The organism is Cupriavidus sp. HPC(L) (assembly GCF_000307735.3).
Classification (GTDB): domain Bacteria; phylum Pseudomonadota; class Gammaproteobacteria; order Burkholderiales; family Burkholderiaceae; genus Cupriavidus.
In genome coordinates, this window is sequence record NZ_AMPR02000368.1 from 1 (window position 1) to 25743 (window position 25743).

General features: G+C 67.8%; 19 protein-coding genes, 1 tRNA gene and 1 pseudogene. 11 read left to right on the forward strand and 10 right to left on the reverse strand.

What is annotated here, in order from left to right; all coding sequences use genetic code 11:
• Nucleotides 1–579 (reverse strand): hypothetical protein (locus B551_RS17890; RefSeq protein ID WP_043440953.1); only part of this gene is annotated, 579 nt, incomplete at its 3' end.
• Between the two features lie 673 nt (nt 580–1252).
• Between B551_RS17890 and B551_RS27260 the strand changes: the two are divergent.
• Nucleotides 1253–1675 (forward strand): annotated as a pseudogene (locus B551_RS27260) (phosphatase PAP2 family protein); the annotation flags it as partial.
• A 148-nt stretch (nt 1676–1823) separates the two neighbouring features.
• Here B551_RS27260 and B551_RS17900 read toward each other — a convergent pair.
• Nucleotides 1824–3269: a hemolysin family protein gene (locus tag B551_RS17900; protein ID WP_023264697.1), complete on the reverse strand. Its 1446-nt coding sequence runs from the start codon at nt 3267–3269 to the stop codon at nt 1824–1826.
• Between the two features lie 314 nt (nt 3270–3583).
• Between B551_RS17900 and B551_RS17905 the strand changes: the two genes are divergently transcribed.
• Both B551_RS17905 and B551_RS17910 read left to right on the forward strand, forming a co-directional pair.
• Nucleotides 3584–4321: a transporter substrate-binding domain-containing protein gene (locus tag B551_RS17905; RefSeq protein WP_253281377.1), complete on the forward strand. Its 738-nt coding sequence runs from the start codon at nt 3584–3586 to the stop codon at nt 4319–4321.
• A 213-nt stretch (nt 4322–4534) separates the two neighbouring features.
• On the forward strand, nt 4535–5194 hold the full coding sequence (locus B551_RS17910) for an amino acid ABC transporter permease (protein WP_006576846.1): 660 nt from the start codon (nt 4535–4537) through the stop codon (nt 5192–5194).
• A gap of 241 nt (nt 5195–5435) precedes the next feature.
• On the opposite strand, the gene cphA (B551_RS17915) is transcribed toward B551_RS17910, so the two are convergent.
• Together cphA (B551_RS17915) and cphA (B551_RS17920) are read right to left on the reverse strand one after the other, a co-directional pair.
• Nucleotides 5436–8009, reverse strand: coding sequence for a cyanophycin synthetase (gene cphA / locus B551_RS17915; protein ID WP_006576845.1), 2574 nt, complete (start codon nt 8007–8009; stop codon nt 5436–5438).
• 130 nt (nt 8010–8139) lie between these two features.
• On the reverse strand, nt 8140–10788 hold the full coding sequence (gene cphA / locus B551_RS17920; protein WP_023264699.1) for a cyanophycin synthetase: 2649 nt from the start codon (nt 10786–10788) through the stop codon (nt 8140–8142).
• Nucleotides 10789–11102: 314 nt separating this feature from the next.
• Between cphA (B551_RS17920) and B551_RS17925 the strand changes: the two genes are divergently transcribed.
• The 3 genes from B551_RS17925 (at nt 11103) to B551_RS27355 (ending at nt 14679) form a co-directional block, all read left to right on the forward strand.
• Complete coding sequence (locus B551_RS17925) at nt 11103–13454, forward strand: ABC transporter ATP-binding protein (protein ID WP_052511415.1); 2352 nt, start codon at nt 11103–11105, stop codon at nt 13452–13454.
• Between the two features lie 12 nt (nt 13455–13466).
• Nucleotides 13467–13961, forward strand: a complete 495-nt coding sequence (locus B551_RS17930; RefSeq protein WP_006576843.1) for a DUF1854 domain-containing protein — start codon at nt 13467–13469, stop codon at nt 13959–13961.
• A gap of 145 nt (nt 13962–14106) precedes the next feature.
• Nucleotides 14107–14679, forward strand: a complete 573-nt coding sequence (locus tag B551_RS27355) for an RcnB family protein (RefSeq protein ID WP_006576842.1) — start codon at nt 14107–14109, stop codon at nt 14677–14679.
• A 174-nt stretch (nt 14680–14853) separates the two neighbouring features.
• Here the strand turns inward: B551_RS27355 and B551_RS17940 are convergent, their stop codons facing one another.
• Nucleotides 14854–16674 carry a DEAD/DEAH box helicase gene (locus tag B551_RS17940; protein WP_006576841.1) on the reverse strand — a complete coding sequence of 607 codons (1821 nt, stop codon included), beginning with the start codon at nt 16672–16674 and terminating at the stop codon, nt 14854–14856.
• Between the two features lie 974 nt (nt 16675–17648).
• On the opposite strand from B551_RS17940, the gene B551_RS17945 reads away from it, so the two are divergent.
• Nucleotides 17649–17723 (forward strand) — tRNA-Arg (locus B551_RS17945).
• 129 nt (nt 17724–17852) lie between these two features.
• Here the strand turns inward: B551_RS17945 and B551_RS17950 are convergent.
• Nucleotides 17853–18293 (reverse strand): hypothetical protein, encoded by a 441-nt coding sequence (locus tag B551_RS17950; RefSeq protein ID WP_006576840.1) that lies wholly within the window; start codon nt 18291–18293, stop codon nt 17853–17855.
• Nucleotides 18294–18651: 358 nt separating this feature from the next.
• Here B551_RS17950 and B551_RS17955 point away from each other — a divergent pair, with 358 nt between their 5' ends.
• Both B551_RS17955 and B551_RS17960 read left to right on the forward strand, forming a co-directional pair.
• Nucleotides 18652–19980: a TrkH family potassium uptake protein gene (locus B551_RS17955; RefSeq protein WP_006576839.1), complete on the forward strand. Its 1329-nt coding sequence runs from the start codon at nt 18652–18654 to the stop codon at nt 19978–19980.
• A complete protein-coding gene (locus B551_RS17960) occupies nt 19970–20668 on the forward strand; it encodes a TrkA family potassium uptake protein (protein ID WP_023264703.1) in 699 nt (232 codons plus the stop codon). The genes B551_RS17955 and B551_RS17960 overlap by 11 nt, the downstream gene beginning before the upstream one ends.
• Nucleotides 20669–20794: 126 nt before the next feature.
• On the opposite strand, the gene B551_RS17965 is transcribed toward B551_RS17960, so the two are convergent.
• From B551_RS17965 to B551_RS17980, 4 genes are all read right to left on the reverse strand, one after another.
• Nucleotides 20795–21661 carry an aminoglycoside 6-adenylyltransferase gene (locus tag B551_RS17965; RefSeq protein WP_006576837.1) on the reverse strand — a complete coding sequence of 289 codons (867 nt, stop codon included), beginning with the start codon at nt 21659–21661 and terminating at the stop codon, nt 20795–20797.
• 7 nt (nt 21662–21668) lie between these two features.
• The gene (locus B551_RS17970; protein WP_006576836.1) at nt 21669–21998 is read right to left on the reverse strand and encodes a BrnA antitoxin family protein; all 330 of its coding nucleotides are present in this window, start codon (nt 21996–21998) and stop codon (nt 21669–21671) included.
• 7 nt (nt 21999–22005) lie between these two features.
• A complete protein-coding gene (locus B551_RS17975; RefSeq protein ID WP_006576835.1) occupies nt 22006–22254 on the reverse strand; it encodes a BrnT family toxin in 249 nt (82 codons plus the stop codon).
• A gap of 201 nt (nt 22255–22455) precedes the next feature.
• Complete coding sequence (locus B551_RS17980; RefSeq protein WP_006576834.1) at nt 22456–23637, reverse strand: benzoate/H(+) symporter BenE family transporter; 1182 nt, start codon at nt 23635–23637, stop codon at nt 22456–22458.
• Between the two features lie 435 nt (nt 23638–24072).
• Here B551_RS17980 and B551_RS17985 point away from each other — a divergent pair, with 435 nt between their 5' ends.
• Complete coding sequence (locus tag B551_RS17985) at nt 24073–25281, forward strand: NAD(P)/FAD-dependent oxidoreductase (protein ID WP_253281376.1); 1209 nt, start codon at nt 24073–24075, stop codon at nt 25279–25281.
• 57 nt (nt 25282–25338) lie between these two features.
• Nucleotides 25339–25743, forward strand: a 405-nt coding sequence (locus B551_RS17990) for a response regulator (protein ID WP_023264706.1), incomplete at its 3' end; no start/stop codon positions are given.

The following is a 25743-nucleotide window of genomic DNA, read 5'->3' on the forward strand; positions in this document are numbered from 1 at the left end:
CGTCGGTTCGATCGCCGCCGCCGCCGGGCCGCGGTCGGGCCGCGGCAGCCGCAGCGACAGCGTCTCGCTGCGGTGCACGTAGCGCACGCCGTCGAGCGCGGCCAGCGCGCGCAGCGTGGAGATCGGCACGGTGGCGGCGATGAAATTGCGCCGATGCAGCAGCGGCGTGGCGGGCTGCTGTCCGGGACGGCGCCGATGGCCGGCTTCGGCCAGCATGCGGTCGATGGCGCGCAGCACGTGCTCGGTATCGTCGGGCGCGCCGGGCTCGCGCGGCTCCGTCTCGACGATCACGTTGATGAAGACGTCGTCGGCCACCGGCATGGCCTGCTGCTTGGGCCGGGTCACGCGGCCGCGATGCACCGTCAGGCAGCTGAAGTCGCTGAGGCCGGCGGCAAAGCGGTCGCGTTCCTGCTGCTCGATCGTCAGCCGGCGCCCGGCCGGCTCGGGCAGCGCGGACTTGCGCGTGACCACGCATTGCGAGTATTGCGCGCGCAGCTGGTTGACCGGCTCGCTGCCGTTGCTGACCTGGCGCAGCTTGGGATGCAGATGCTGCAGGGGAGGGGTATCGTCGCGTGGCATCGGGGTTTTCTCCTCGTCGCGCTCGCTGCATAGCCTAACGGCTTCGAGCCGGCGCGGCCACTGCAAAATTTTCAAGCGTGAGTTCAGCGCGATCGCAGCCGGGCCGCCGGTTTGCCCAGGGCCGCGTTCTATCATGCGGACTGAGCGGTGGTTTTACCTGACCGGGATGACACGGTCATTGCCGCGGTCCAATACCGAATACACGGAACCTGCCCATGCTCCGATTGACGATTAGATTGACGAGTTCGAGGACACGATGGACGAGCTGATCGCCGAGTGGCCTGCCTGGCTGCGCTTCGAGCAACCCACGCCCGGCCTGCTGATCGGCGGCCTGCTGCTGTTCGTCGTGCTGGCCGTACTGGGGCTTTGCCTCGTTCGTATCGCGCTGGTGCTGATCCATCCGGCGGTGCGGCTGCTCGATTCGCTGCGCCGCGTCGCACACGATGCGCTGCACGCGCGGGCGGGCGACCGCTGGCCGCGCGTGCTGAAGCTGCTGGAGCGCGAGGTCGCCGAAATCCTGCTGGTGGCGATCGCGGCGGCGGTGCTGCTTGCGAGCGGCGGCCTGCTGATCTGGCTGGCGATGGCGGTCGCTGCGGAAACGCCGCTGGTGCGCGTCGACCAGGCGGTGTTCGCGTGGCTGCAGCAGGGCCGGCAGGACTGGCTCGATGTCGCGATGACCGCGATCACCGAATTCGGCGGTGCGCGCATCGTGGTGGCGATCGGCATTGCGGTGTTCGGGTGGCTGGCGTGGCGCCGGGCATGGGCCGCCGCCGTCTATTGGACGATCGCGCTGATCGGCGCGCGTGCCTGCGTGATGGTGCTCAAATACGGCCTGGCGCGCGGGCGGCCGGCCAGCATCTACGGCGGCGTGGAGTCGTTCTCGTTTCCGAGCGGGCATGCGACCAGCAGCATGGTGACCTACGGCTTCCTGGCCTTTCTGCTGTGCGTGCGGCAACCCTGGCGGGTCCGCATCCCGGTGCTGGCGGTGACGGCGACCGTGGTGGTCGCGATCGGCCTGTCGCGGCTCTACCTGGGCATGCATTGGCTGTCGGATGTGGTGGCCGGCTACGCGCTGGGCATGGCCTGGATCGTGATGCTGGCAACCGCCTATCTGACGCTGCATGTGCCGGCCAGGCTGTCGCCGGCACCGCTGGCCGGCGTGGCCGCGGCCGCGGCGCTGGCGATGGGGGCGTGGGTCGCGGTCTATCATCTGCCCCACAACGTGGAGCGCTACCGCGATGCGGCTAAGGCCGTGCCCGTTGCGCCGGCGCCGGAGACCGAGACGGAGCGGAGTCCGGCGCGGCTGGATCGGCAGCCGGACCGAGTGCTGGCCCCGCAGGCTGTGGCGATGCCTGCGGCGGCGTAGCGCGGGCGCCGCCACCCGTGCCGCCGCCACCGGCACGGCCCGCCGGCAGCCGCGACACCAGCAACTGGTCGATCTTGTGGTGGTCGATGTCGAGCACCTCGAAGCGATAGCCCGCGGTCTCGATGAACTCGGACTTCTTCGGGATGCGTTTCAGGGTATAGATCACCAGCCCGGCCGCGGTGTCGACATAGTCCTCGGCCGGCAGCGCATCGAGATCCAGCGCCTTCTTCAGGTCGACCAGCGGCGTCACGCCGTCGACCAGCCACGAGTCCTCGTCGCGCCGCACGATCTGCTCGTCCTCGGACGAATACAGGATGTCGCCCATCAGCGCGCCGACGATATCGTCGAGCGTGACGATGCCGACCACCAGCCCGTATTCGTTCATCACCACCGCGAAGCTCTGGTGCATCTCGCGAAAGCGCGTCATCGCCTCGGACAGCGTCAGCGTGTCGGGAATCACCAGCACGTTCTTGTCGTAGTGCCGCGCGAGATTGGCGATCGCGGAATCGGCCTCGTCGGCCAGCATCGAGCGCAGGATGTCCTGCGATTCGACGAAGCCCTGCACGTCGTCCAGATCGTGGTCGCAGACCGGGTATTGCGCGTGCGGGTACTTGACCAGCTTGCGCCGCAGGCTGTCGGCGCTCTCGTCCAGCGCGAGGTAGACCACCTCGTCGCGCGGCGTCATGATCGCCGTGACGCTCTTCGAATCGAGCTCGAACACGTTCTCGATCAGATGGATCTCGTGCTTGAGCAGCACGCCGGCCTCGGCGCCGGCATCGACCATCGCGGCGATGTCCTCCGACGTGATCTGCTCGACCGCCTTGGTCGGCAGGCCAAGCAGCCGCAGCGCGGCATCGGCCGCGGCGTTGAACAGCCAGACCAGCGGCTTGAGCACCTTCAGCAGCCACAGCATCGGCCCGATCACCGCGAGCGCGCAGGCCTCCGGGAAGCTCATCGCGATCCGCTTCGGAATCAGGTCGGCGAACTGGATGAACAGCAGCGTGACCAGCAGGAACGAGCCGATATTGGCGATGCGCTGCGCGACCGTGTCGCTGAAGTGGGGCGACAGCAGCGCGTAGGCAACGTCGGACAGATGCTTCTCGCCCAGTACGCCCGCCAGGATCGCGACGGTATTGACGCCGATCTGCACGATGGTGAAGAAGTTGCCCGGCTCCTCCTTCAGCAGCATCACCTTGGTCGCCCGCCGGTCGCCACGCTCCGACAGCGTCTGCAGCTTGGTGCGGCGCGCGGCGGTCAGGGCGATCTCGGAGATCGAGAAGAAGGCGCTGATCAGGATCAGCAGCAGCAGGATCAGGACGAACATGGCGATGGCGGCAGGGGCCGGTGGCTTTTGGCCGAAAGGGCGTTTCGATGATGGTGCAGGCCGATGCAGGCTGTCAATGCGAACCAGACGCCGCCTGGAGCGGGCGTTATATAGCCATAATAAATTGTTATTTTTCGCTTGATAGGAATTGACTTACTCTGTGCCGGTACGCATGGGGGTGTCGCGTGGGTCGAAACGCCGTCAGGCCCATGCACTATCATGCCGTCCATCAACCTCGATTGGAGAACTCGATGACCTGGTTTCCCGCTGGCTGGATTCGCCCGCTGATCGCGGCGCCGCTGCTGGCCCTGACGATGGCCGGCGCCCATGCCGCCGATCTGCTCGACAACGTCAAGCAGGCAGGCGTATTGAAGATCGGCCTGGAGGGCACCTATCCGCCGTTCGGCTATCGCGGCGCCAACAACCAGCTCGAAGGCTTCGACGTCGACGTCGCGCGCGCGGTCGCGGGCAAGCTGGGCGTCAAGCCGGAGTTCGTCACCACCGAATGGAGCGGCATCATCGCCGGCCTGCAGGCGGGCAAGTTCGACGTGATCGTCAATCAGGTCAACGTGACGCCGCAGCGCAAGCAGGTGCTCGACTTCTCCAGGCCCTACGTCTTCTCGGCCGCGCAGCTGATCCAGCGCAAGGACGACAAGCGCGAGTTCAAGTCGCTGGAGGACCTGAAGGGCAAGCGGCTGGGCGTCAGCCTCGGCAGCAACTACAACGAACTGGCCAAGTCGGTGGCGGGCATCGACGTCAAGACCTATCCGGGCGCGCCCGAATATCTGCGCGACCTGGCCGCGCAGCGTGTCGATGCCGCGCTGAACGACCGGCTGATGGTCAACTACCTGATCAAGACGTCGAATCTGCCGCTGCGCGCCGGCGCGGTGGTGAAGGGCGGCGATACCGAGGTCGCGATCCCGTTCCGCAAGGACAATCCGAAGTTCGCACAGGCACTCGACCGCGCGCTGGACGATCTGCGCAAGGACGGCACGCTGACCAAGCTGTCGAACAAGTGGTTCGGCGCGGACGTGACCAAGCCGGTGAAATAAACCGGCAAGCCCGTCGTCCCCGCGAAGGCGGGGACCCAGTGGCTTTCGCAGTCGAGATCAAGTCGCTGGGCCTTCGCCTTCGCGGGGACCACAACTTCAAAGAGCGGACGGCAGTGCAATCGCACTGCCGTTTTGTTTTTTGGGGCACCAATTTATGATTCCGACTTTGCGCGGTCATCAGCGCCTCCATCCCCGCCTCCATTCCCGCCTGCCATGCCATCCCTTCAACTGGTAATCGATTCGCTGCCCGTGCTGCTGCAAGGCATGGTGCTGACCATCAAGTTCGCGCTGTGGTCGATGGCCTTCGGGCTGGTGATCGGCCTGGTGGTCGCGCTGATGGGGATCGGCCACAACCGCGTGCTGAGGGCGATCGCGCGCGTCTATGTCAGCGTGATGCGCGGCACGCCGCTGCTGGTGCAGATCTTCGTGGTGTATTACGGCCTGCCGGGCATTGGCATCACGATGGAGCCCACTCCCGCCGGCGTGCTGACGCTGAGCCTGAATGTCGGCGCCTATCTGTCGGAAAGCATGCGCGGGGCGATCCTCGGCATCTCTCGCGGGCAGTGGCTGGCGGCCTACAGCCTCGGGCTGACGCCCGCGCAGACGCTGCGCTACGTGGTTGGTCCGCAGGCGCTGCGCATCGCGGTGCCGAGCCTGTCGAACAGCCTGATCAGCCTGATCAAGGACACCTCGCTGGTGTCGGTGATCACCGTCACCGAACTGCTGCGCACCACGCAGGAACTGATCGCGGCGACCTACCAGCCGCTGCCGCTGTATCTCGCGGCGGCCGCGATCTACTGGGTATTGAGCACGCTGCTGTCGTTCGTGCAGCGGCTGCTGGAGAGAAGATTGTCGTTGCCGGGGCGGCATTGACGGTGGTGGGGCGGGCGCTGTTTGCCCTCTCCCCAGCCCTCTCCCGCAAGCGGGAGAGGGAGCGGGTCAGCGCGGGCTTGACGTCTGGCGTCTGATCATCGCTGCACGGTGTTCTTTCCCTTTCCCGCAAGAGGGAGAGGGAGCTGGTCAGCGCGGGTGCGACGTCCAGCGCCTGATCACTGCCGCACGGTGTTCCCCCCTCTCCCGCTTGCGGGAGAGGGGCCGGGAGAGGGCAAGCGCCTCACCCGGCTTCCGCGATCCGCTTCGCGATATGGTCCAGCGCCTCCTCGACCTGATCGACCAGGATCAGGCACAGGTCGCCCGGCTGCAGGCGGCCCAGCGCGGTATCGATGGCGAGGAATTCGCCGCGGATCTCGTCGACCGCGCTGGCCCGCGTGGCACCCTGCAGCCCTTCGCGCAGCAGCGCCAGCACCTCGCCATCTTCGCGCCCGCGCTGGCACTGGTCCTGGTACAGCACCACGTCGTCGAACACGCCGCCGAGGATCTGCGTCTGGCGGCGGATGTCCTCGTCGCGGCGGTCGCCGGCGCCGCTGATCACCACCATGCGGCGGCGCGAGGGCATCGTCTCGATCGCGTTGCACAGTGCCTGGATCGCGTCCGGATTGTGGCCGTAGTCGGCGATCAGCGTCGCGCCGCGATAGTCGAACAGATTGAAGCGTCCCGGCGCGCTCGCCGCGTCGCTGACGAAGGTCGCCAGGCCGCGACGGATCACCGACCAGTCGATGCCCAGCGCCCATGCGGCCGCGGTCGCCGACATCGCGTTCTCGACCTGGAAGCCGATGCTGCCGCCGCGCGTCAGCGGAATATCCTTCAGCGCGATCCGCACCTGGGTGTCGCCCTCGGCGGCAACGAGCTCGTCGCCGTCGGTGAACACCACGCGCTTGCCTTGCGCGCGATGCGTGGCCAGCACCGGGTGCTCGGCATCGCGGGCGAAGAACGTCACCGCGCCCGGGCAGGCGTCGGCCATGCGCGCGACCATCGGGTCGGCCGCGTTGAGCACCGCCATGCCGTGCGGCGCGACGTTCTGCACGATCACGCTCTTGAGCACCGCCAGGTCTTCGACCGTGCTGATATAGGAAAGCCCGAGGTGGTCGCCTTCGCCGACGTTGGTCACCACCGCGACATCGCAGCGGTCGAACGCCAGTCCTTCGCGCAGCAGGCCGCCGCGCGCGGTCTCGAACACGGCCGCGTCGACGTCGGGGTGCAGCAGCACATTGCGCGCGCTGCGCGGACCGCTGCAGTCGCCGGTGTCGATACGCTGGCCGTTGATATAGACGCCGTCGGTGCCGGTCATGCCCATGCGCAGGCCGCTGCCGGCCAGCAGGTGGGTGATCAGCCGGACCGTGGTGGTCTTGCCGTTGGTGCCCGACACCGCGACGACCGGAATGCGGCCGTCGTCGCCGTCGGCGAACATCGTCGAGATGATCGCCTCGCCGACCGCGCGGCCCTTGCCGTAGGAGGGCTGCAGATGCATGCGCAGGCCCGGCGCGGCATTGACCTCGACGATGCCGCCGGCCTGTTCCTCGAACGGCTTCAGCACGGTTTCGCAGACCGCGTCGACGCCGCAGATATCGAGGCCGACCATCTGCGCGGCGGCCACCGCGCGCGCCGCCATCTCGGGATGCACGTCGTCGGTGACGTCGGTGGCGGTGCCGCCGGTCGACAGGTTCGCGTTGTTGCGCAGGATCACGCGCGTGCCCTTGGGCGGCACCGATTCCGCGGTCAGGCCTTGCTTGGCGAGCGTGGCCAGCGCGATATCGTCGAAGCGGATCTTGGTCAGCGAGGTCGCATGGCCTTCGCCGCGGCGCGGGTCGCGATTGACCTCGTCGACCAGCTGGCGCACGGTATGCACGCCATCGCCGATCACCTGCGGCGGATCGCGCCGGGCCGCGGCGACCAGCTGGTTGCCGACCACCAGCAGGCGGAAGTCGTGCCCCGGGATATAGCGCTCGACGATCACGTCGCTGCTGATCTCGGCCGCGACCTCATAGGCGGCCATTACTTCCTCGCGCGTGCGGATGCGCACCGCGACGCCCTTGCCCTGGTTGCCGTCGCGCGGCTTGACCACCACCGGCGCATCGATTTCCTGCGCCACTTCCCATGCCTCTTCGGCGCTGCTGACCGAGCGGCCCAGCGGCACCGGCACGCCGGCCGCGTGCAGCAGGCTCTTGGTCAGCTCCTTGTCCTGGGCGATCGATTCGGCAACCGCGCTGGTCATATCGGTTTCCGCAGCCTGGATGCGCCGCTGGCGGCTGCCCCAGCCGAATTGCACCATGCTGCCCTGCGTCAGGCGGCGATAGGGGATGCCCCGCGCGACCGCCGCATGGACGATCGAGCCGGTGCTCGGTCCGAGCCGCACGTCCTCGTCCAGTTCGCGCAGGCGGGACAGCGCATCGTCCAGGTCGAACGGCGTGTCGTCGCGTGCGGCGATGCACAGCTGCCGGGCCAGATCGAGTGCAAGGCGTCCAACCTCTTCTTCGCTGTACTGGACCACCACCTGATAGGTGCCGGGCTCGACCGTCGGCGAGGTACGGCTGAAGGTCACCGGGCAACCGGCGGCCGCCTGCAGCCGCAGCGTCGCGCATTCGAGCGCATGGGCCAGCGACGCATCGCCGTGCGCATCGTCGGGTCGCAGCGGGCCGATGTCGGGGAAGCGCGCGCGCAGGCGCTCCTCGAATCCCGGCAGGTCCTCGATCGTGCCCGCTTCGTCGGGGCACGCGACGATCGCTTCGATCGCGGTGTGGCGGCACCACAGGTTCGGACCGCGCAGCGCGCGGATGCGTGAGACTTCCATCAATCAGTTTCCTATCGGTCGGCCGCCGGCCGGTCGGGGCGCGACCCCGCGGCAGGCGACCGTTCTATCCTTCAGCGCTTCAGCGTGTCAGAACCTCGGCGCCTTGCCTCTGATCATCGATGCCGGCCGGTCAACCGCGCCGGGCCGGCTGGCCCAGCCAATGGTGAACCTGGTCCAGCGTGGTGCCGATATCGGCCTCGTCGGCCTGCAACACCAGCAGATCGCCCGCCACCAGCTGCGACAGCGCGGCCTCGACGGCATCGCGGCGGCTGCCCTGGTCGATGATCTTGCTGACGCGGCGGCCTTCGTACAGGCCCTTCTTCAGCAGCGCGCGCGCCTCGCTGTCGGGCAGCTTGCGCGCGACGCTGCGGTCCTCGCACAGGAACACGCGATCGAAGGCGGCGCCGAGCGCCTTGCCCTGTTCGATCAGGTCCGCGTCGCGGCGATCGGCGCCGGCGCCGAACACGGCCAGCCGGCGTTCGGACGGGAAGCGCTCCAGCGCCTTGGCCAAGGCCTCCAGCGCGGGGGCGTTGTGCGCGTCGTCGACGATCACGGTGGCGCCGTTGCGCTCGAACAGCGTAAAGCGGCCCGGCACGTCGAGCTGGCCGACATCGAAGGTCATCACGCCGGCGCGGATCAGCTCGTGCGAGATGCCCAGCGCCCACGCCGCGGCCACCGCCGCCAGCACGTTCTCGATCTGGAAGCCGACGCGGCCGGCATAGGTCAGCGGAATCGCCGCGACGTCGGCCAGCGGCATCTCGCTGTTGCCGGTGGCCAGCACGATGCGGCCGTCGCGCACGTAGACCGCGCGCTTGCCGGCCGCACGGTGCTGCGCGATCGCCGGCAGCTCGGCGCTGCCGCCGAAGAAGATCACGTCGCCGTCGCACAGCTCGGCCATCTCGACCACCAGCGGATCGCGCGCGTTGAGCACCGCGGCGCCGTGCTTGAGCACGACGTCGACCTGCGTGCGCAACACGCTGTACATCTTGTCGGCGTCCTCGATGTAGTAGTGGCCGAGGTGATCCGGAGTATCGATATTGGTGACCACGCCCACCAGGCAGCGGTCGTAGGCCAGGCCCTCGGACAGCATCGTGCCGCTGTCGTTCTCGAACACGGCGGCCTCGACGGCGCGGTTCTTCAGCACGCGGGTCGCGGCCTCCCAGTTGGCACGATCGCCGCCTTCGACCAGCCGGCGATCGAGGTAGAGGCCGTCGCTGCAGGCCAGCCCGGTATGGCGGCCGGACAGCTGCAGCAGACGCGCGACCAGCTTGGCCACCACGGTCTTGCCGTTGGTGCCGGTGATGCCGACCACCGGAATGCGGCCGTCGTCGGCCGGCGCGTCGCCGTCCGCGGCGGGCGGGAACAGGTGATCGACGATCGCGCGGCCGACCGGACGCGGCGTGCCGGCGGCGGGTTTGAGGTGCATCAGCAGGCCGGGGCCGGCATTGACCTCGACGATCGCGCCGCCTTGCTCGGCCAGCGGGCGCGAGATGTCCTCGGCGACCAGGTCGATGCCGGCGATATCGAGGCCCACCACGCGGGCAGCCAGCGCGGCATGCGCGGCGACGCTGGGGTGAACGCGATCGGTGACGTCGAACGCCACGTTGCCGTTGCGCTGGATCAGCACATGGCGGCCCTCGGGCGGCACCGACTCGCCGGTAAAGCCCTGGCGCTTCAGTTCGAGGCGGGCGGCCGAGTCCAGCCGCACGCGGTTCAACGGATGATCCTCGGTGTTGCCCCGGCGCGGGTCGCAGTTGATCTGCAGCTCGATCAGCTCGTCGATGGTCGACTTGCCGTCGCCGACCACGCTGGCCGATTCGCCCATCGCCGCCGCGACCAGCCGGCCGCCGACCACCAGCAGGCGGTGCTCGTTGCCGGGCACGAAGCGCTCGACGATCACGCCGCTGCCTTCCTCGATGGCGACCGCATAGGCGGTCTGCACTTCCTCGCGGCTGAACAGGTTGGTGAACACGCCGCGGCCGTGATTGCCGTCATAAGGCTTGACCACCACCGGCACGCCGATCTCCTCGGCGGCCTCCCAGGCATCCTCGGCGCTGTCTACCAGCCGGCCTTCGGGCACCGGCACGCCGCACGATTCGAGCAGGGACTTGGTCAGGTCCTTGTCCCGCGAAATGCTTTCCGCGATCGCGGAGGTGCGGTCGGTCTCGGCGGTCCAGATGCGGCGCTGGCGCGCGCCGTGGCCGAGCTGGACCAGATTGCTGTCGGACAGGCGCAGCGCCGGGATACGGCGGTCGTCGGCGGCATAGACGATGCAGGCGGTGCTCGGGCCGAGCCAGTGGCGATCGATCAAACGGCGCAGTTCATCGATGGCGCCATCGACGTCGAAGGGACGGTCCTCGATCGCGGCCATCACCAGATCGCGCGCGAGGAACAGCGCGGCGCGGGCCACGCGCTCGTCCCAGGCGGTGACGATGACCTTGTAGACGCCGACCAGCGGCGTCTCGCGCGCCTTGCCGAAGCCGCCGGGCAGGCCGGCCAGGCTCTGCAGTTCCAGCGTCACGTGCTCCATGATGTGCGCCGGCCAGGTGCCTTCCTTCAGCCGCTGCAGGAAGCCGCCGCGCTCGCCGATGCTGCAGCGGTGCTCGATCAGCGAAGGCAGCCAGGCCGTGAGGCGTTCGTAGAAGCCGGGAATCTTGTTGGAGGGGTATTCCTCCAGTTCTCCGATATCGACCCACGCCTCCAGCACCGGCCCATATGTCCACATATTGGGGCCGCGCAGCGACATGACATCGAATATCTCAATGTCCTTTTTCTTCATTGAATTAGCTTGAGGCATGGGCGATGCGCCCGTGGGGCGGAAGTCTAACCTTTCAATAACGTTACAGCGTAGACCTGGTTGACTTCCCGACGAAAAAGCGTTTGTGCGCCGCGACAGACGCTGCCGCGCCGATGTGGCTTCGATGTGGCTTATGTATACTTGCGCCGCGCTTGCGCCGATCCATCCTGCGACATATCGGCATCCTGGCAGCGCCCGCCATTTTTATTTGTATCAAGACATGTCGTTTCGACCGTCGACCGACCGCTTGCGCCATGCTCGCGCAGCCCGACGAAACGACGCCCGCTGTGCCGACCATGACCCTAGCCGCTACCTCCGTATCCTCGACCCCCACGCTGCCTGACCCCTGGCGCGTCTCGCTGGAGGCCGAACTCGGCTCCCACCGGGACCTGCACGGCGAAACGGTGCTGGCCTGGCTGGAGGTCGATCTCGACCGGCGGCTGCATTTTACAGAAGGCGTGGTAGTTGTCACCGACCGCCGCGTGCTGGCCCGGGGCAATGGACAGGACGGGCATGGCGGGCAGGACGGCTGGCGGCAATGGCCGATCGGCGCCGAACTGACGATGCACCATGGCGACCATGCGGGCGTCGGCACGCTGGAGCTGCAGGACCGCAACGGCCGGCTGGCGGCCTGGCACTACACGCTGGGCAACAATCCCGCGGCGCTGCGCCTGCTCGATACGTTCAACGCGCAGCGCGATCGTCTCGCCGCCGGCGCGGCCGCGCGCGAGCCGATCGAGGCCGAGGGCGTCTGCCCGACCTGCCGCGCGCCGCTGCCGCCGGGCGAGGACGAATGCCCGCAATGCAGCCGCGAACTGGAGACGCCTCCGTCGACCTGGGCGCTGCTGCGGCTGTGGCGCTTCGCCCGGCCCTACCGGATGCAGCTGCTGGCGGGCTTCGTGCTGACGCTGCTGTCGACCGGCGCCACGCTGGTGCCGCCGTACCTGACCATGCCGCTGATGGACAAGGTGCTGATCCCCTACCAGAACGGCGTGCCGATCGACTACGACCTGGTGCGGCTCTATCTGGGCGGCCTGCTCGGGGCGGCGCTGATCGCCTGGAGCCTGGGGTGGGCGCGCACCTATCTGCTGGCGCGGGTATCGGAGCGGATCGGCGCGGACCTGCGCACCACCACCTACGAGCACCTGCTGAAGCTGTCGCTCGAGTATTTTGGCGGCAAGCGCACCGGCGACCTGATGGCGCGCATCGGCAACGAGAGCGATCGCATCTGCGTCTTCCTGTCGCTGCATCTGCTCGACTTCTTCACCGACGTGCTGATGATCATGATGACGGCGGTCATCCTGATCTCGATCAACCCCTGGCTCGCGCTGGTCACGCTGGTGCCGCTGCCGTTCATCGCGTGGATGATCCACCAGGTCCGCGACCGGCTGCGCCATGGCTTCGAGAAGATCGACCGCAACTGGTCCGAGATCACCAACGTGCTGGCCGACACCATTCCGGGCATCCGCGTGGTCAAGGCCTTTGCGCAGGAACGCCGCGAGGTCGAGCGCTTTCGCGAGGCGAACCGGCACAACCTGGCGATCAACGATCGCGTCAATGCGGTGTGGTCGCTGTTCACGCCGACCGTGACGCTGCTGACCGAAGTCGGCCTGCTGGTGGTCTGGATCTTCGGCATCTGGCAGGTCTCTCGCGATGCGATCACGGTGGGCGTGCTGGTCGCCTTCCTGACCTATATCAGCCGCTTCTACACGCGGCTCGACTCGATGAGCCGCATCGTCTCGGTCACGCAGAAGGCCGCGGCCGGCGCCAAGCGGATCTTCGACATCCTCGACCACGTGTCGAGCGTGCCGGAGCCGGCGCGGCCCACGCAGCTGCCCCAGGTCAGCGGCGCGATCGAGCTGCGCGATATCGGTTTCCGATACGGCAGCCGCGCGGTGATCCGCGGGCTCGATCTGCAGATCCGTCCGGGCGAGATGATCGGCCTCGTTGGCCACAGCGGCTCGGGCAAGAGCACGCTGGTCAATCTGATCTGCCGCTTCTACGACGTGTCGGAAGGCGCGATCCGCGTCGACGGCGTCGATATCCGTTCGCTGGCGGTGGCCGACTACCGCCGCCATATCGGCCTCGTGCTGCAGGAGCCGTTCCTGTTCTTCGGCACCATCGCCGACAACATCGCCTATGGGCGGCCCGATGCAACGCGCGCCGAGATCATCGCCGCCGCGCGCGCGGCCCATGCGCACGAGTTCATCCTGCGGCTGCCGCACGGCTACGACTCGCTGGTCGGCGAACGCGGCCAGGCGCTGTCCGGCGGCGAGCGCCAGCGCATCTCGATCGCGCGTGCGCTGCTGATCGATCCGCGCATCCTGATCCTCGACGAGGCGACCTCGTCGGTCGACACCGCGACCGAGAAGGAAATCCAGAAGGCGCTGGACAATCTGGTGCAGGGCCGCACCACGATCGCGATCGCACACCGGCTGTCGACGCTGCGCAAGGCGGACCGGCTGGTGGTGATGGATCGCGGCCGCATCGTCGAGGTCGGCCCGCATGACGAGCTGATGGCGCGCGAGGGCGCCTACTATCGGCTGTACCAGGCGCAGGCCCGCAACGTCGATACCGATCCGGACGATCCGGTCGAGGTCAATACCGTCGCGCCCCATGTCACGGCCAGTGCCGCCGTCGTGCAATAAGGAAGTTCGATCATGCAAGCAAGCGAATCGACGACTGCGGTCGCATTCCCGTTCCAGCTGTCGCGCAATCCCTTCGGCCGTCTGGTATTGACGACCGCCGAGGGCGTGGTGCATGAGGGCGTGGTCGCCGTGCGCGCGTTCCCGATCACGGCGCCGGACGGTGGCATCGCACTCGTCAGCGCCGAGGGCCACGAGCTGGCGTGGATCGAGCGCCTGGAGCACCTGCCGGCAAGCGCGCGCGCGATCGTCGAGGAAGAGCTGGGCGGGCGCGAATTCATGCCCGAGATCCGCCGCATCGTCAGCGTGTCGACCTTCGCCACGCCGAGCACGTGGCAGGTCGAGACCGATCGCGGCCCGACCCGGCTGGTGCTGCGGGGCGAGGAGGACATCCGCCGGCTGGCGGGCACCACGCTGCTGATCTCGGACAGCCACGGCATCCACTATCTGATCCGCAGCCTGCAATCGCTCGACAAGGCCAGCCGCAAGCTGCTCGACCGCTTCCTGTAGCGGCCGGCGCGCGGCCGGCGCAGCGGTCTCCAGTGGCGAGTCTCTTACGCCGCACCACCGAAATATCCAGATACAAAGCTGCGTTGCCGCCTCGCGCCCCCGGGTGTAACTTGCCATCGCTGTCCCAACCAACAAGGAGATCTCGATGAAGAGGAACCACATGTTGATGGGTTTGCTGGTGGCCGCGGGCGTGCTCGGTTCATCGGTCGGCCTGGCGCAATCCAGCTCCGGTGGCGGCTCGGCCGGCGCCGGCGGATACGGCGCAGGAGCGGGGGCCCCACCCGAGTCGCAGCGGGGCGGCTCGCAGATGGGTGGGCCGCAGACGGGTGGCTCGGATACGCGCGGCTCGCAGATGGGTGGGCCGCAGACGGGCGGCTCGGATACGCGCGGCTCGCAGATGGGTGGCTCGCAGAGGGGTGGCGCGCAGATGGGCGGTCCATCGGGACGGGTCGCTCAACCCGGCGAGCGCGCCACGCCGTCGGCTACGCCCGGCGGCCCGGGCGCATCGGCCTCGCCGTATGCTTATGCGCCGGGCCAATGGAAGAAGGGCGATCGTTTGCCGGCCGCCTATCGCGATCGTCAGTACGTGATCGACGACTGGCGCTCGTTCCAGCTGGAACGCCCGCCGAAGGGGCACCAATGGGTCGGCGTCGGCAATGAGTTCCTGCTGGTCTCGACCCGCAACGGCACCATCGCCCGCGTCGTTACCGGGCAATAGCCCGGCAATCGTCGCCCCGGCAATCGTCGCTCCGGCAATCGTCTTGTCTCGGGCAACACGGCCCGCGCAGCGTGAGGACGCTGGCGCGGGTTCTTGTTTCAAGGCATCGCCAAAGAAAAAAGGACGTCCGAAGACGTCCTTTCTTTTTGGTGCGGGGCTGGGCCCCGCACGGTCTTAACGCGAGAAGCGCGAGCGGGCGGGGCGCTGGCCGCCGAAGCCGCCGCCGTTGGCGCCATGGCGATTGCCGTAGCCGCCGCGATTGCCGTCGCCGAAGCTGCGGGCACCATCGCGGCTGTCGCCACGATTTTCGCCACGATAGCCGCCACGGTTGCCGTCGCGGTCGCCGAAGCTGCGCTCGGCAGGCTTGCGGTCGCCGAACGGGCGGTCGCCATATTGACGATCGCCGAAGCTGCGCTCGCCGAACGGGCGATTGCCGTTGCCGCCACTGCCATAGCCACGCGATTCGCCGCCGAAGCTGCGCGGTGCCTGCTCGCGGTCGCCGCGATAGCCGCCACCGTTGCCGCCACCGTTGCCGCCGCCGTTGCCGTAACCGCGCGACTCGCCGCCGCCGAACTTGCGCTCGCCGCCGCGATAGCCGCCACCATTGCCCGGACGGCCGCCGCCCGGCTTGCCGCCGAAGCCGGTGCGCGGCTTGGGCGTACGGCGCGGTTCCAGGCCTTCGATCACCGACGCCGTGACGCGGTTGTTGGTGAAGCGCTCGATCCGCTTCCACTGGAAGGCATCGTTGTGGTTGACCAGGTTGATCGCCACGCCCGAGCGGCCCGCGCGGCCGGTACGGCCGATACGGTGCACATAGTCCTCGGCCTGCTTGGGCAAGTCGAAGTTCACCACGTGGGTGATATCGGGCACGTCGATGCCGCGCGCCGCCACGTCGGTGGCGACCAGCACGCGCAGGTTGCCGCGGCGCAGTGCCGTCAGCGTGCGATTGCGCGCGCCCTGCGTCATGTCGCCGTGCAATGCGCCGGCGGCAAAACCGGTGTCGGACAGGCGCTCGGCCAGCGAATCGGCATCGCGCTTGGTCGCGGTGAACACGATCGCCTGCTTCAGCGACGCGTCGCGCAGCAGATGGTCGAGCAGGCGCTCCTTGTGCGACATGTCGTCGGTGAAGTGCAGGCGCTGCTCGATGTTGCTCTGATCGGCACGCGCCGCCGCGATTTCGATGCGTTGCGGGTCACGCAGCTGGCGCGCGGCCAGTTGCGCGATGCGGCCATCGACCGTCGCCGAGAACATCAGCGTCTGGCGGGTGGCCGGCGTCGCCGCGACGATCGCGTCGATGTCGTCGGAGAAGCCCATGTCCAGCATGCGGTCGGCCTCGTCGAACACCAGCATGTCGAGCTGCGACAGGTCGATGCGGCCGGCGTCGATATGGTCGAGCAGACGGCCCGGCGTTGCCACCAGGATGTCCGGCATCTTCGACAGCATCGCCAGCTGCTTCGGATAGGGCATGCCGCCCAGGATGCTCGCGCAGATGATGCGGCGCAGATGGCGGCCGTACTTGGCGGCCGCGTCGGTCACCTGCAGCGCCAGTTCGCGGGTCGGCGTCAGCACCAGCAGCGACGGCTGGGCCGGGGCCGGGCGGGGACGCTTGCCCTTCATCCGCTTGACCGGCTCGTCGGCGCGCGGGCGGTTCGGTGCCGGACGCTCCGAAATGCGCTGGATCGCCGGCAGCATGAAGGCGGCGGTCTTGCCCGAGCCGGTCTGGCTCGACACCAGCAGGTCGCGGCCGGCCAGGAAGGCCGGGATCGCTTGTGCCTGTACCGGCGTCGGCGTGGTGTAGTTGGCCTCTGCCAGGGCGCGCAGGATCGCGGCGTCCAGGCCGAGCGCGGCGAAGCCGTCGGCGCCTACCGGTGCCGCAGGCGCTTCCTGCGGGTCGAGGATCGCCTGCAGGCGGTCCAGCGGGCTCGCTGCATTGGTGTTGGAAATATCGTTGGCGGAGGCAATAGGCTGCTCCGCACGGAAATCGTGCTGGGTCATGTCGTAAGGGTCTTGATGCATGGCACCCCTGCCATCGGGCAAGAGGTGGGCGCAGTGCAAAGTCTTAAAAAGGCTTCGGCGCCAATCGGAAGGCCGTGACGACAGACTCAGCTGGCAGTACGGCGGCAGGCAGGGGGCGACCGGTGCAAGACCGGAAGCCGGGTCCCTGGCAGGCAAACAGCGACGAGGCTGTTCAACAGGATCGGAGACGAGGCGGCGTCAAGTGAGATGGCGGCCTGGCAAGCGGCGGGTGGTCGAACACTACTGGAAAACGACCGGAGAACCGAGCGACAGAACTTGAGAGCGGAAGCGGCATCGCCTCTGGCCCATAGGGCTGGTCGGCGTGCACGGCTCGCATTGCGAACTCACGGGGCGCATTCTAGCAGAACCCGCAAATTCTTGCTGCACTGCGAAAACATGGTCCGCAAGCGCCTTTGGGCGGACATTGGCAAGGCTGCCGCTGGCGGGCGAGTCCACGTCTCTTGAATCCCCGAACCCCCGCCCTATACTCGCAGTGTCGACACGAAGTGCCGGCACGGATGCGGACAACCTCCCACCCGATGGCCGTCTTCAGCGAGTGCCTCGCTGTTCGCCATCGGTATCTCCGCAATGCACGCCAGCGCCTTCTTTCTCCGACTGTCCGGGTGGTCCGGATGGGCGGCCGCGACATCGGCGGAACCATGAGGAAGAGGACCTGTACCGTGGCTTGTGGCGATGCCGCCAGCGTCGACCCAGACTGCCCGGCCCGTCCGCAGCCAGCCCGCCAGGACATTGGCGGGCTTTTCATTTGTGCGAGGGCTTGGCGCCAGGGGCGCCCCCAGCGCGAAACCGCACGTTCCGGACGCCGCCTGGACGCTGCACATCAAGTGACTTTGCTATACTCCGCCCCTGCCTCGGCCGATGGCCGAGCGCGCGGGTTCACCGGTTCGACGGTGGCCGCATCCCAGGGCGTCGCAGCGATGCCCGTCTATCCGCTCGCCGTAGTTCAATGGATAGAACGAGCGCCTCCTAAGCGCTAGATACAGGTTCGATTCCTGTCGGCGGGACCAATCCCCATATCCGTATTCGCATCGCCCCGTTTCCACGCGGTTGCCGCTCGCAATCCGCGACGCCGGACGCCGCGCGTGCTGTCATGGCCGAGCGTCGGCATCCGGCAGGACCGAAACGGCTATCGACGATCAGGCGCCGTCGAGGAACGGACTGCGCTGGCCCAGGCGCGTGCCCAGCGCATCCGGCGGCAGGCTCATGCTGGCCGGATCGAGGGCAGGGTCGGTGCTCGCCATGCCCGCTTGCGCGGCAGGCGCGGTGGCTTGCGCGTACGGATCGCCGGAGACCGGCGCCGCGGCTGGAGCTTGCGCCGTTGCCGCCGGCATGCCCTGCATCGGCTGGGCCGAAGGCATCGACTGCGTGGCAGGCGCGGACTGGATCGACTGCGTGGGTTGCGCGGATTGCGCGGATTGTGCGTATGGCGAGGATTGGGTGGACTGCATCGGCTGCATCGTCTGCGCGGCCGGCATCGGCTGAGTCGGCTGCATCGGCTGGGACTGCTGCGCGAGCAGCGGGTACGACGCGATCATCGCGCCAGCCATCAACAGGGATTTCGCCAGATGTTGCTTCATTCGTGTACCTCCATCAAAACGCCTACAGGCAAGGGAGGAATCACTGTAGCGGCGAGGCGTCTGACATTCTGTTCGATTTTGCAACGGTGATTTACGAGCCTTGTCATCGGCGCCAATGCGGCTTACAACCACGCGCGCAACACTGCGTGCCGCGCTGGCGTGCATGTCAAACCAGCGCGAACGCAAGGGCTCGACGTAAATGGGCCAGTGTAGAATCGGCGGCCTGTTGCGGTAGCGCGTGAACCAGCTCTGACGCCGCGGTCGAGCGCCTTCTCGGAGTCGGCAACATGGACGGACAACAAGAAGCGATCCCCTGCGTGCCTCGGACCGGAACCGTCGATGCGCGGATGGCCCATCGATGAAAGCCATCGCGCATCCCCCACGCATCGTCGCGATGGTCTTCCTGCTGGCGATCGCGGCCGGCACGCTGCTGCTGCGCTTGCCGATATCCCAGGCCGACGGGCAGCCCGTGCCGTGGCTGACGGCGCTGTTCACCGCGGTATCCGCGATCTGCGTGACGGGCCTGCTGGTCGTCGACACCGGCAGCTACTGGTCCGGCTTCGGCCAGGCCGTGATTCTCGTGCTGTTCCAGATCGGCGGCTTCGGCATGATGACCGCGGCGACGCTGCTGGGCCTGATGGTCAACCGCTCGCTGCGGCTGCGCACCAAGCTGATCACGCAGGTCGAAACGCGCTCGCTCGGCGTTGGCGACGTGACCAGCGTGGCGCGGCTGGTGCTGGTGGTGACGCTGGCATCCGAGGCCGTGGTCACGGTGCTGCTTGCCTTGCGGCTTCGCTACGGCCATGACCTGCCATGGGGCGATGCCATCTGGAGCGGACTGTTCCATGCGGTGTCCGCCTTCAACAACGCCGGCTTTTCGATCCATGCGGACAGCCTGACGCGCTATGCCGCCGATGCGCTGATCCTGATTCCGGTGATGATCGCCGTCGTGGTCGGCGGTATCGGTTTCCCGGTGCTGCACGATGTCCGGCGCAAGGCGCGCAGTCCCCATCATTGGTCCCTGCATACCAAGCTGACCCTGGCCGGCACCGCGGTGCTGCTGGCGATGGGCTTTGTCGGGGTCCTGCTGTTCGAATGGACCAATCCGAATACGCTGGGGCCGATGTCGGCCGGCGACAAGCTGCTGACCGCGGCGTTCGCCTCGGTATCCGCGCGGACGGCCGGCTTCAATACCGTGGACATCGGCGTGCTGACGCCGGAAACATGGGCGCTCCACTACTTCCTGATGTTCGTCGGCGGCGGCAGCGCCAGTACTGCCGGGGGCGTCAAGGTGGGCACGATCGCGATCCTGGCGCTGCTGGTGTTCGCCGAAATCCGCGGCCAAAGCGATTGCGAGGCATACGGCCGCCGGCTGGGCGCGTCGGCCCAGCGCCAGGCCATCACGGTGCTGGTGCTCGGCAGCGCGCTGGTCACCCTCGGTACACTGGTGTTGCTGCGCACGACCGATATTCCGACCGATCAGGTGATCTTCGAGGTCATCGCCGCCTTCGGCACGACGGGCCTGTCGACGGGCATCACCGGGGATCTGCCGGCGCCGGCCCAGTTCACGCTGGTGCTGCTGATGTACGCCGGGCGCGTGGGCACCATCACGCTGGCCGCGTCGCTGGTATTGGGCGAGCGCCGCATGCCGTTCCGCTATCCCGAGGAGCATCCAATTGTTGGCTAGATTATTTACCGAGCAGTTCTCGTTCTCGAAGGGCGACAGCGTGGTCGTGATTGGGCTCGGCCGCTTCGGCAGCTCGGTCGCGCAATCGCTGATGCGCCTGGGCCACGACGTGATGGGCCTGGACAAGGAAGCGGAGCCGGTGCAGGTCTGGGGCAACTACCTGACGCATGCGGTGCAGGCCGATTCCACCAACGTCAACGTGATGCGCCAGCTCGGCGTAGCCGACTTCGCTCATGCCATCGTCGGCATCGGCTCGGACCTCGCCGCCAGCCTGATGACGATCATGACGCTGACCGAACTCGACATCAAGGACATCTGGGTCAAGGCGATGTCGGCAGAGCACGGGCAGATCGCGCAGCGCATCGGCGCGCATCACGTCGTCTATCCGGAAGCCGACATGGGCGAGCGCGTCGCGCACCTGATCACCGGCCGCATGATGGATTTCATCGAGTTCGACGACGGCTTCGCGATCGCCAAGGTCCATGCGCCGGCGTCGACCCACAACCAGACGCTGGCGCAATCCGGCGTGCGCGAGAAGTCCGGCGTCACGGTGGTCGGCGTCAAGCGCGCCAACGAGGATTTCCAGCACGCCACGCCAAGCACGCGCGTATTGCCGGGCGATCTGCTGATCGTGTCGGGCCCGACGCGCAAGATCCAGTCGTTCGCGGGCGACGTCACCAAGCGCTAGTGGACGGTCCCGGGGCAGCATGACGAGCTGACTCGATCAAGCGCGCCGCCTGCTGGCACTGGCGCAGACGGGCCTGCACGACGGCCGCGATTCCCTCGATGCCGAGGGTGGTTGCGCGTTCCCCGGTCAGCCGCGCAGGCGCGCCAGCACGGCCCGATTCCATTCCTGGATCTGATCCTCGCAGGCCTGCGGATATGCCAGTCCCGTACGCGCGGCCACCTCTCGTCCCAGGCGCCCATAGAGCTGGACCGTGGCGTCGAACGCGCGTCGTGCATCCGCGGTGTCGAAACGTCCGAATACCTGCTGCATCGCATGCCATGTATCGCGATCGGTCCACTGTTCCATGCGCAGGCCGTTGTGCCAGACGTCGACCTTGCCGCCGTGCAGCGCCAGCGCGTGCCATTGCGCCATGCGCAGCAGCAGCATCTTCATCGTCCAGTCGCGCTGCTTGACCAGCCACAGTTCGCCGCGCACCAGATAGCGCGGGACATGAAAGGCCTCGAACCAGAACTCTTCGACACTGTCCTGGAATTCCTTCTGTGACGGCAGGCGTTGCAGCGGGAACCGATACGGCGCAGGCGGCAGCCATGCGCAAACGCCAGCCTTGTCGAGCAGGACGCGATAGCCGCGGGCATACAGGTCGTCCAGTCCCCCTGCACCGGCGGCGGTCAGCCGTTGCAGCCGTTCGACACCGGCCACGGTGAAGTCGATCTTGACGCCGCCCCGGTATATCGCCAGCCGCGTCGGCCATGGCTGATCGTCGCCGGCCTCGAGGCGCAACACCGTGATCGGCGCGCCTATCTGGTAAAGCCAGCGGTCGTCGCGCGCCAGCGTATCGGGATCGGACGAGAGGATCTCGATATCGAGGTCGGAATACTCGTCCGCGGAACCATCCTGTCGTGCCAGCGAACCCGTCTGGATCACCGCCAGGACCGCGTCCGTGGCGCTCGCCCAGTCCAGTACCGACTGCAGATAGCCGTCTCGTGATGTCATGCGACGCTCAGCAGCCGCGCGCCAGCATCCGATGAGCCTTGGCATAGGCGCGCAGCGCATCATTGATGCGCGTTTGCCACCCGTCGCCGGTTGCCTTGAATGCCTGCAGCACGTCAGGATCCAGTCGCAGGGTTTGACTGACTTTGCGTTCGGCCGCCGGAAGGGCAGGGCGACCCCGTCGCTTGATCAGCGCCTCAACGTTTTTCTCGCCAAGCACTTCGGCCAATGCTTCACGTGCCGGACGCATACGCTTGATCTGCTCGGTCGTCAGTTCGACCGCATCCGGATCGCCCGCAATGCCGCGCGCGATGGCGGCGTTCTCGTCGGCGGCCGGCATGGTCAGCTTAGATTTCCTGTTCATAGTCTCGCACCTCTCGGAAATTGGCTTTGCGTAGACTGATGGCCCGCAGCGTGTCGCCTCGTATGGTGAAGACCAGACAGTGCAGGCGGGTACCGATCGGGCCGTAGGCGATGTAGCGTGTTTCGCCGTATTGCCTGCGTTCATCTATTGCAATCAATGCCTTGTCGAAATCCATCAGGCCTGCGTCGGCCAAGGACATGCCGTGCTGGCGCACGTTGCGGCTGTCTTTCACGCAGTCGAACTCGATTTCTATGGATTATTGTAGTAGCAAAAAATATGTTGAACAAGATTTTTGCTACTACGCTAAATCGCCGAAATCGGCTGCGCTTGTGCCGAGTTGACGAAAGCTGTCGGGAACAGGCCGTAGTTGGAGCGGATGCGCCGTTGTCTCAATGCTCCGGCGCGCCGCGAAGCCCCAAGTCTGCGTTGACCTTCAACGGCCTTCCCGCGGCCGCAGCACCCACAGCGCGACGATCCCGCCCACCACGCCCCAGAACGCCGAGCCGATGCCGACCAGCGTCATGCCGGAGGCCGTGATCATGAAGGTCAGCAGCGCGGCCTCGCGCTCGCCTGGGTTTTGCATCGCCGTGGTCAGGCCGCTGGCGATCGAGCCGAGCAGCGCGAACGCCGCCACGGCGATCACCAGCGCCTGCGGGAAGGCAGCGAACAGCGCCGCGATGCTGGCGGCCAGCGTCCCGGCGACCAGGTAGCCGATGCCGCAGACCACCGCGGCGGTGTAGCGCCGCGCCGGGTCCGGGTGCGCCTCGCTGCCGGTGCAGATCGCCGCCGTGATCGCGGCGAGGTTGATGCCGTGCGAACCGAACGGGGCCAGTACCGCCGAGGCCAGGCCCGTCACGGTGATCAGCGGCGACGCCTTGACGTGATAGCCGTCGGCCCGCAGCACGGCCAGGCCCGGAATGTTCTGCGATGCCAGCGCGACGATGAACAGCGGGATCGCGATGCTGACGAAGGCCTGCAGCGAGAACGCCGGCGTGGTCCACACCGGCGCCGCCACCGCGAAATGGAACTGCTCGAAATGCAGTTGTCCGAGCATGCCCGCCAGCGCGACGCCGATCACCAGCACACCGGGCACCGCATAGCGCGGCCACCAGCGCTTGCCCAGCAGATAGACCGCGAACATCGGCAACAGCAGCAGCGTCTGGTGCTGCGCCTGCACGAACACGTCGATGCTGATGCGAAACAGGATGCCGGCCAGCAGCGCCGCCGCGATGCTGGCCGGCAGCGCGCGCATCAGCCGGTCGAACCAGCCGGTCAGGCCGGCGGCCGTCATCAGCAGCGCCGCCAGCAGGAAGGCGCCGATCGCTTCGGCGTAGGGCACGCCGGGCAGGCTGGCGATCAGCAGCGCCGCGCCGGGCGTGGACCAGGCGATCACGATCGGCACGCGCGTGACCAGCGACAGTCCGATCGTGGTCACGCCCATGCCGATCGACAGCGCCCAGATCCACGAGGCGATCTGCGCGTCGCTCAGATGCGCGGCCTGTCCGGCCTGGATCATCAGCACCAGCGAACTGGTGTAGCCGGTCAGCATGGCGACCAGTCCGGCGACGAAGGCCGAAACGGAGAGATCGGTGACTTTGAGCGTGGCGGAGGGCATGGCGATTTGTTTCAGTCGGTGCGGTCGGTCGCATATTGCGGGAACAACCGCCGTTGCGGCGATCGGCAACGGCAGACGCAATGCGAAGAGCGTGGCGATCGGGCCAGCAGTGCGTTGAAGGCGACATCTTCGCACGAGCGCGCGATGCCGTCGCCGCGGCGAGCGGGCCGCCGCCGGACTACAGGCGTTTTCCCTTACGGATTTGTCCGACTGGAGCGCCCATCGCGGTCCCGATACAGTGAGGCCGTGCCTTGGGAGCAGGGCACCGAGGAGAGACTCTTCAGCCCGCCTATGTCGCGGGCTGTTCTTTTTTTGGGCCGCGGCTCGGCCCACCGAGGCACCTCCCGCAACCCGCCGCTACACATCGACCCCACGCCGCCTTCACATTCGCCCGCGACACTGCGCTGCCTGTCACCGACGCAACAGGAGCCCGGCATGATGCCATCCCGTCCCGCAGTGTCCGTTCCGAAGTCCGCTTCCGCCAGCCCTCTGGATAGCGCCTCCACCGTCTCGCGGTTTCCCGCCAGCACTGCCGACTACGACGTGATCGTCGTCGGCGCCAGCTTCGCCGGCGCGGCATGCGCGCTGGCGGCTGCCCGTGCCGGCCTGCGCGTGGCGGTGCTCGAGCGCAAGAGTGATCCCGGCGCGAAGCTCCATACCACCGGCATCGTGGTCAAGGAAGCGGCCGAGCGCACTTGGCTGGGCCGCGCGCCGGCGCACTGTTTCCGCCGCGTCGAGCACGTGCGGCTCTATTCGCCGGCGCTGCGCAGCCTGCGGCTGGACGCGCCCGGCTACTACTTCCTGACCACCGATACGCCGGCGCTGATGCGCTGGGTGGTCGACGAGCTGGCGCGGCATGGCGTGACGGTGCACCTGGGCACGCCGTTCGTGCAGGCGATGCGCGACGGCGACCGCTGGCGCATTCCGGGCATCGGCCGCACGCGCTACCTGGTCGGCGCCGACGGGGCCAGGTCACGCGTGGCGGCCTGGCTCGGCCTGCCCGGTCCGCGTGACTTCCTCTATGGCATCGAGTACGAATTCGACGGCCTGATGCTGCCCGAGCCCGGGGCCCTGCATTGCTTCGTCGGCAAGCGCTTTGCACCCGGTTATCTGGGCTGGGCCGCGCAGACACCCACCGGCGTGCAGATGGGCGTGGCGCTGCGGCGGCGCCGGCGCGGCCCGCGCACGCCGGACATCGACGGATTCCTGGCCCGCGTGCGTCATCTGCTCGGCGTGCCCGACGACGCGGTGCCGGCGTCGACGCGCGCCGGCCTGATTCCCTGCGGCGGCCCGGTGCTGCCGCTGGGCCGCGATGGCGTGCTTTTGGCGGGCGATGCCGCCGGCGTGGTGTCGCCGGTCACCGCCGGCGGCATCCATTCGGCGTGGGAACACGGCGAGACGATCGCCGCCGCGATCGCCGCGCATCTGCGCGATGGACGGCCGGCGCCGGAGCGGACCGTCCCGCGCGCCACGCCGCGTTTCCGCGCAAAGCGCGCGCTGCGCTGGCTGTTCGACCGTTGCCAGTCCGACCGCCTGTTCGAGTGGATGCTGTATTCGCCGCCGCTGCGCTGGGCCGCGCAGCGGCTTTATTTCCACCGCCGGCGCCAGCGGCAGGGCGGGGCGGCCGTCGGCGCGCTCGACTAGAATGACGGACCCGTTTCCGCCCTCTCATTTCCTGCCGCAGCCGCCCGCAAGTCCTCGATGCAAGCCAACGCCACGCATGCCCCGTCGATCCTCGTGGTCGACGACGAGTCCGCCATTGCCGATACGATTCTCTATGCGCTGCGCACCGAGGGCATGCAGGTCGAGCATTGCGCGCTGGGCGGCGAGGCGATCGCGCGGCTGCGCGCGCAAGCGGTCGACCTGGTGATCCTCGACGTGGGCTTGCCGGACCTGAACGGCTTCGAGGTCTGCCGCACGCTGCGCACCTTTTCCGATGTGCCGGTGATTTTCCTGACCGCGCGCCACGAGGAGATCGACCGTGTCGTCGGGCTGGAGATCGGCGCGGACGACTATGTGGTCAAGCCGTTCTCGCCGCGCGAACTCGCGGCGCGCGTGCGCGTGATCCTGCGCCGCATGCGCGGCCGGGGCGAGGGCGCCGCGCCG

Coding starts and splice junctions, on each gene's coding strand:
- B551_RS17930 (WP_006576843.1), top strand. CDS start 13,467: ATGCAAGCAAGCGAATCGACGACTGCGGTCGCATTCCCGTTCCAGCTG.
- B551_RS17965 (WP_006576837.1), bottom strand. CDS start 21,661: ATGACATCACGAGACGGCTATCTGCAGTCGGTACTGGACTGGGCGAGC.
- B551_RS17970 (WP_006576836.1), bottom strand. CDS start 21,998: ATGCCGGCCGCCGACGAGAACGCCGCCATCGCGCGCGGCATTGCGGGC.
- B551_RS17925 (WP_052511415.1), top strand. CDS start 11,103: ATGACCCTAGCCGCTACCTCCGTATCCTCGACCCCCACGCTGCCTGAC.
- cphA (WP_023264699.1), bottom strand. CDS start 10,788: ATGAAGAAAAAGGACATTGAGATATTCGATGTCATGTCGCTGCGCGGC.
- B551_RS17980 (WP_006576834.1), bottom strand. CDS start 23,637: ATGCCCTCCGCCACGCTCAAAGTCACCGATCTCTCCGTTTCGGCCTTC.
- cphA (WP_006576845.1), bottom strand. CDS start 8,009: ATGGAAGTCTCACGCATCCGCGCGCTGCGCGGTCCGAACCTGTGGTGC.
- B551_RS17950 (WP_006576840.1), bottom strand. CDS start 18,293: ATGAAGCAACATCTGGCGAAATCCCTGTTGATGGCTGGCGCGATGATC.
- B551_RS17940 (WP_006576841.1), bottom strand. CDS start 16,674: ATGACCCAGCACGATTTCCGTGCGGAGCAGCCTATTGCCTCCGCCAAC.
- B551_RS27355 (WP_006576842.1), top strand. CDS start 14,107: ATGAAGAGGAACCACATGTTGATGGGTTTGCTGGTGGCCGCGGGCGTG.
- B551_RS17985 (WP_253281376.1), top strand. CDS start 24,073: ATGATGCCATCCCGTCCCGCAGTGTCCGTTCCGAAGTCCGCTTCCGCC.
- B551_RS17900 (WP_023264697.1), bottom strand. CDS start 3,269: ATGTTCGTCCTGATCCTGCTGCTGCTGATCCTGATCAGCGCCTTCTTC.
- B551_RS17910 (WP_006576846.1), top strand. CDS start 4,535: ATGCCATCCCTTCAACTGGTAATCGATTCGCTGCCCGTGCTGCTGCAA.
- B551_RS17905 (WP_253281377.1), top strand. CDS start 3,584: ATGGCCGGCGCCCATGCCGCCGATCTGCTCGACAACGTCAAGCAGGCA.
- B551_RS17955 (WP_006576839.1), top strand. CDS start 18,652: ATGAAAGCCATCGCGCATCCCCCACGCATCGTCGCGATGGTCTTCCTG.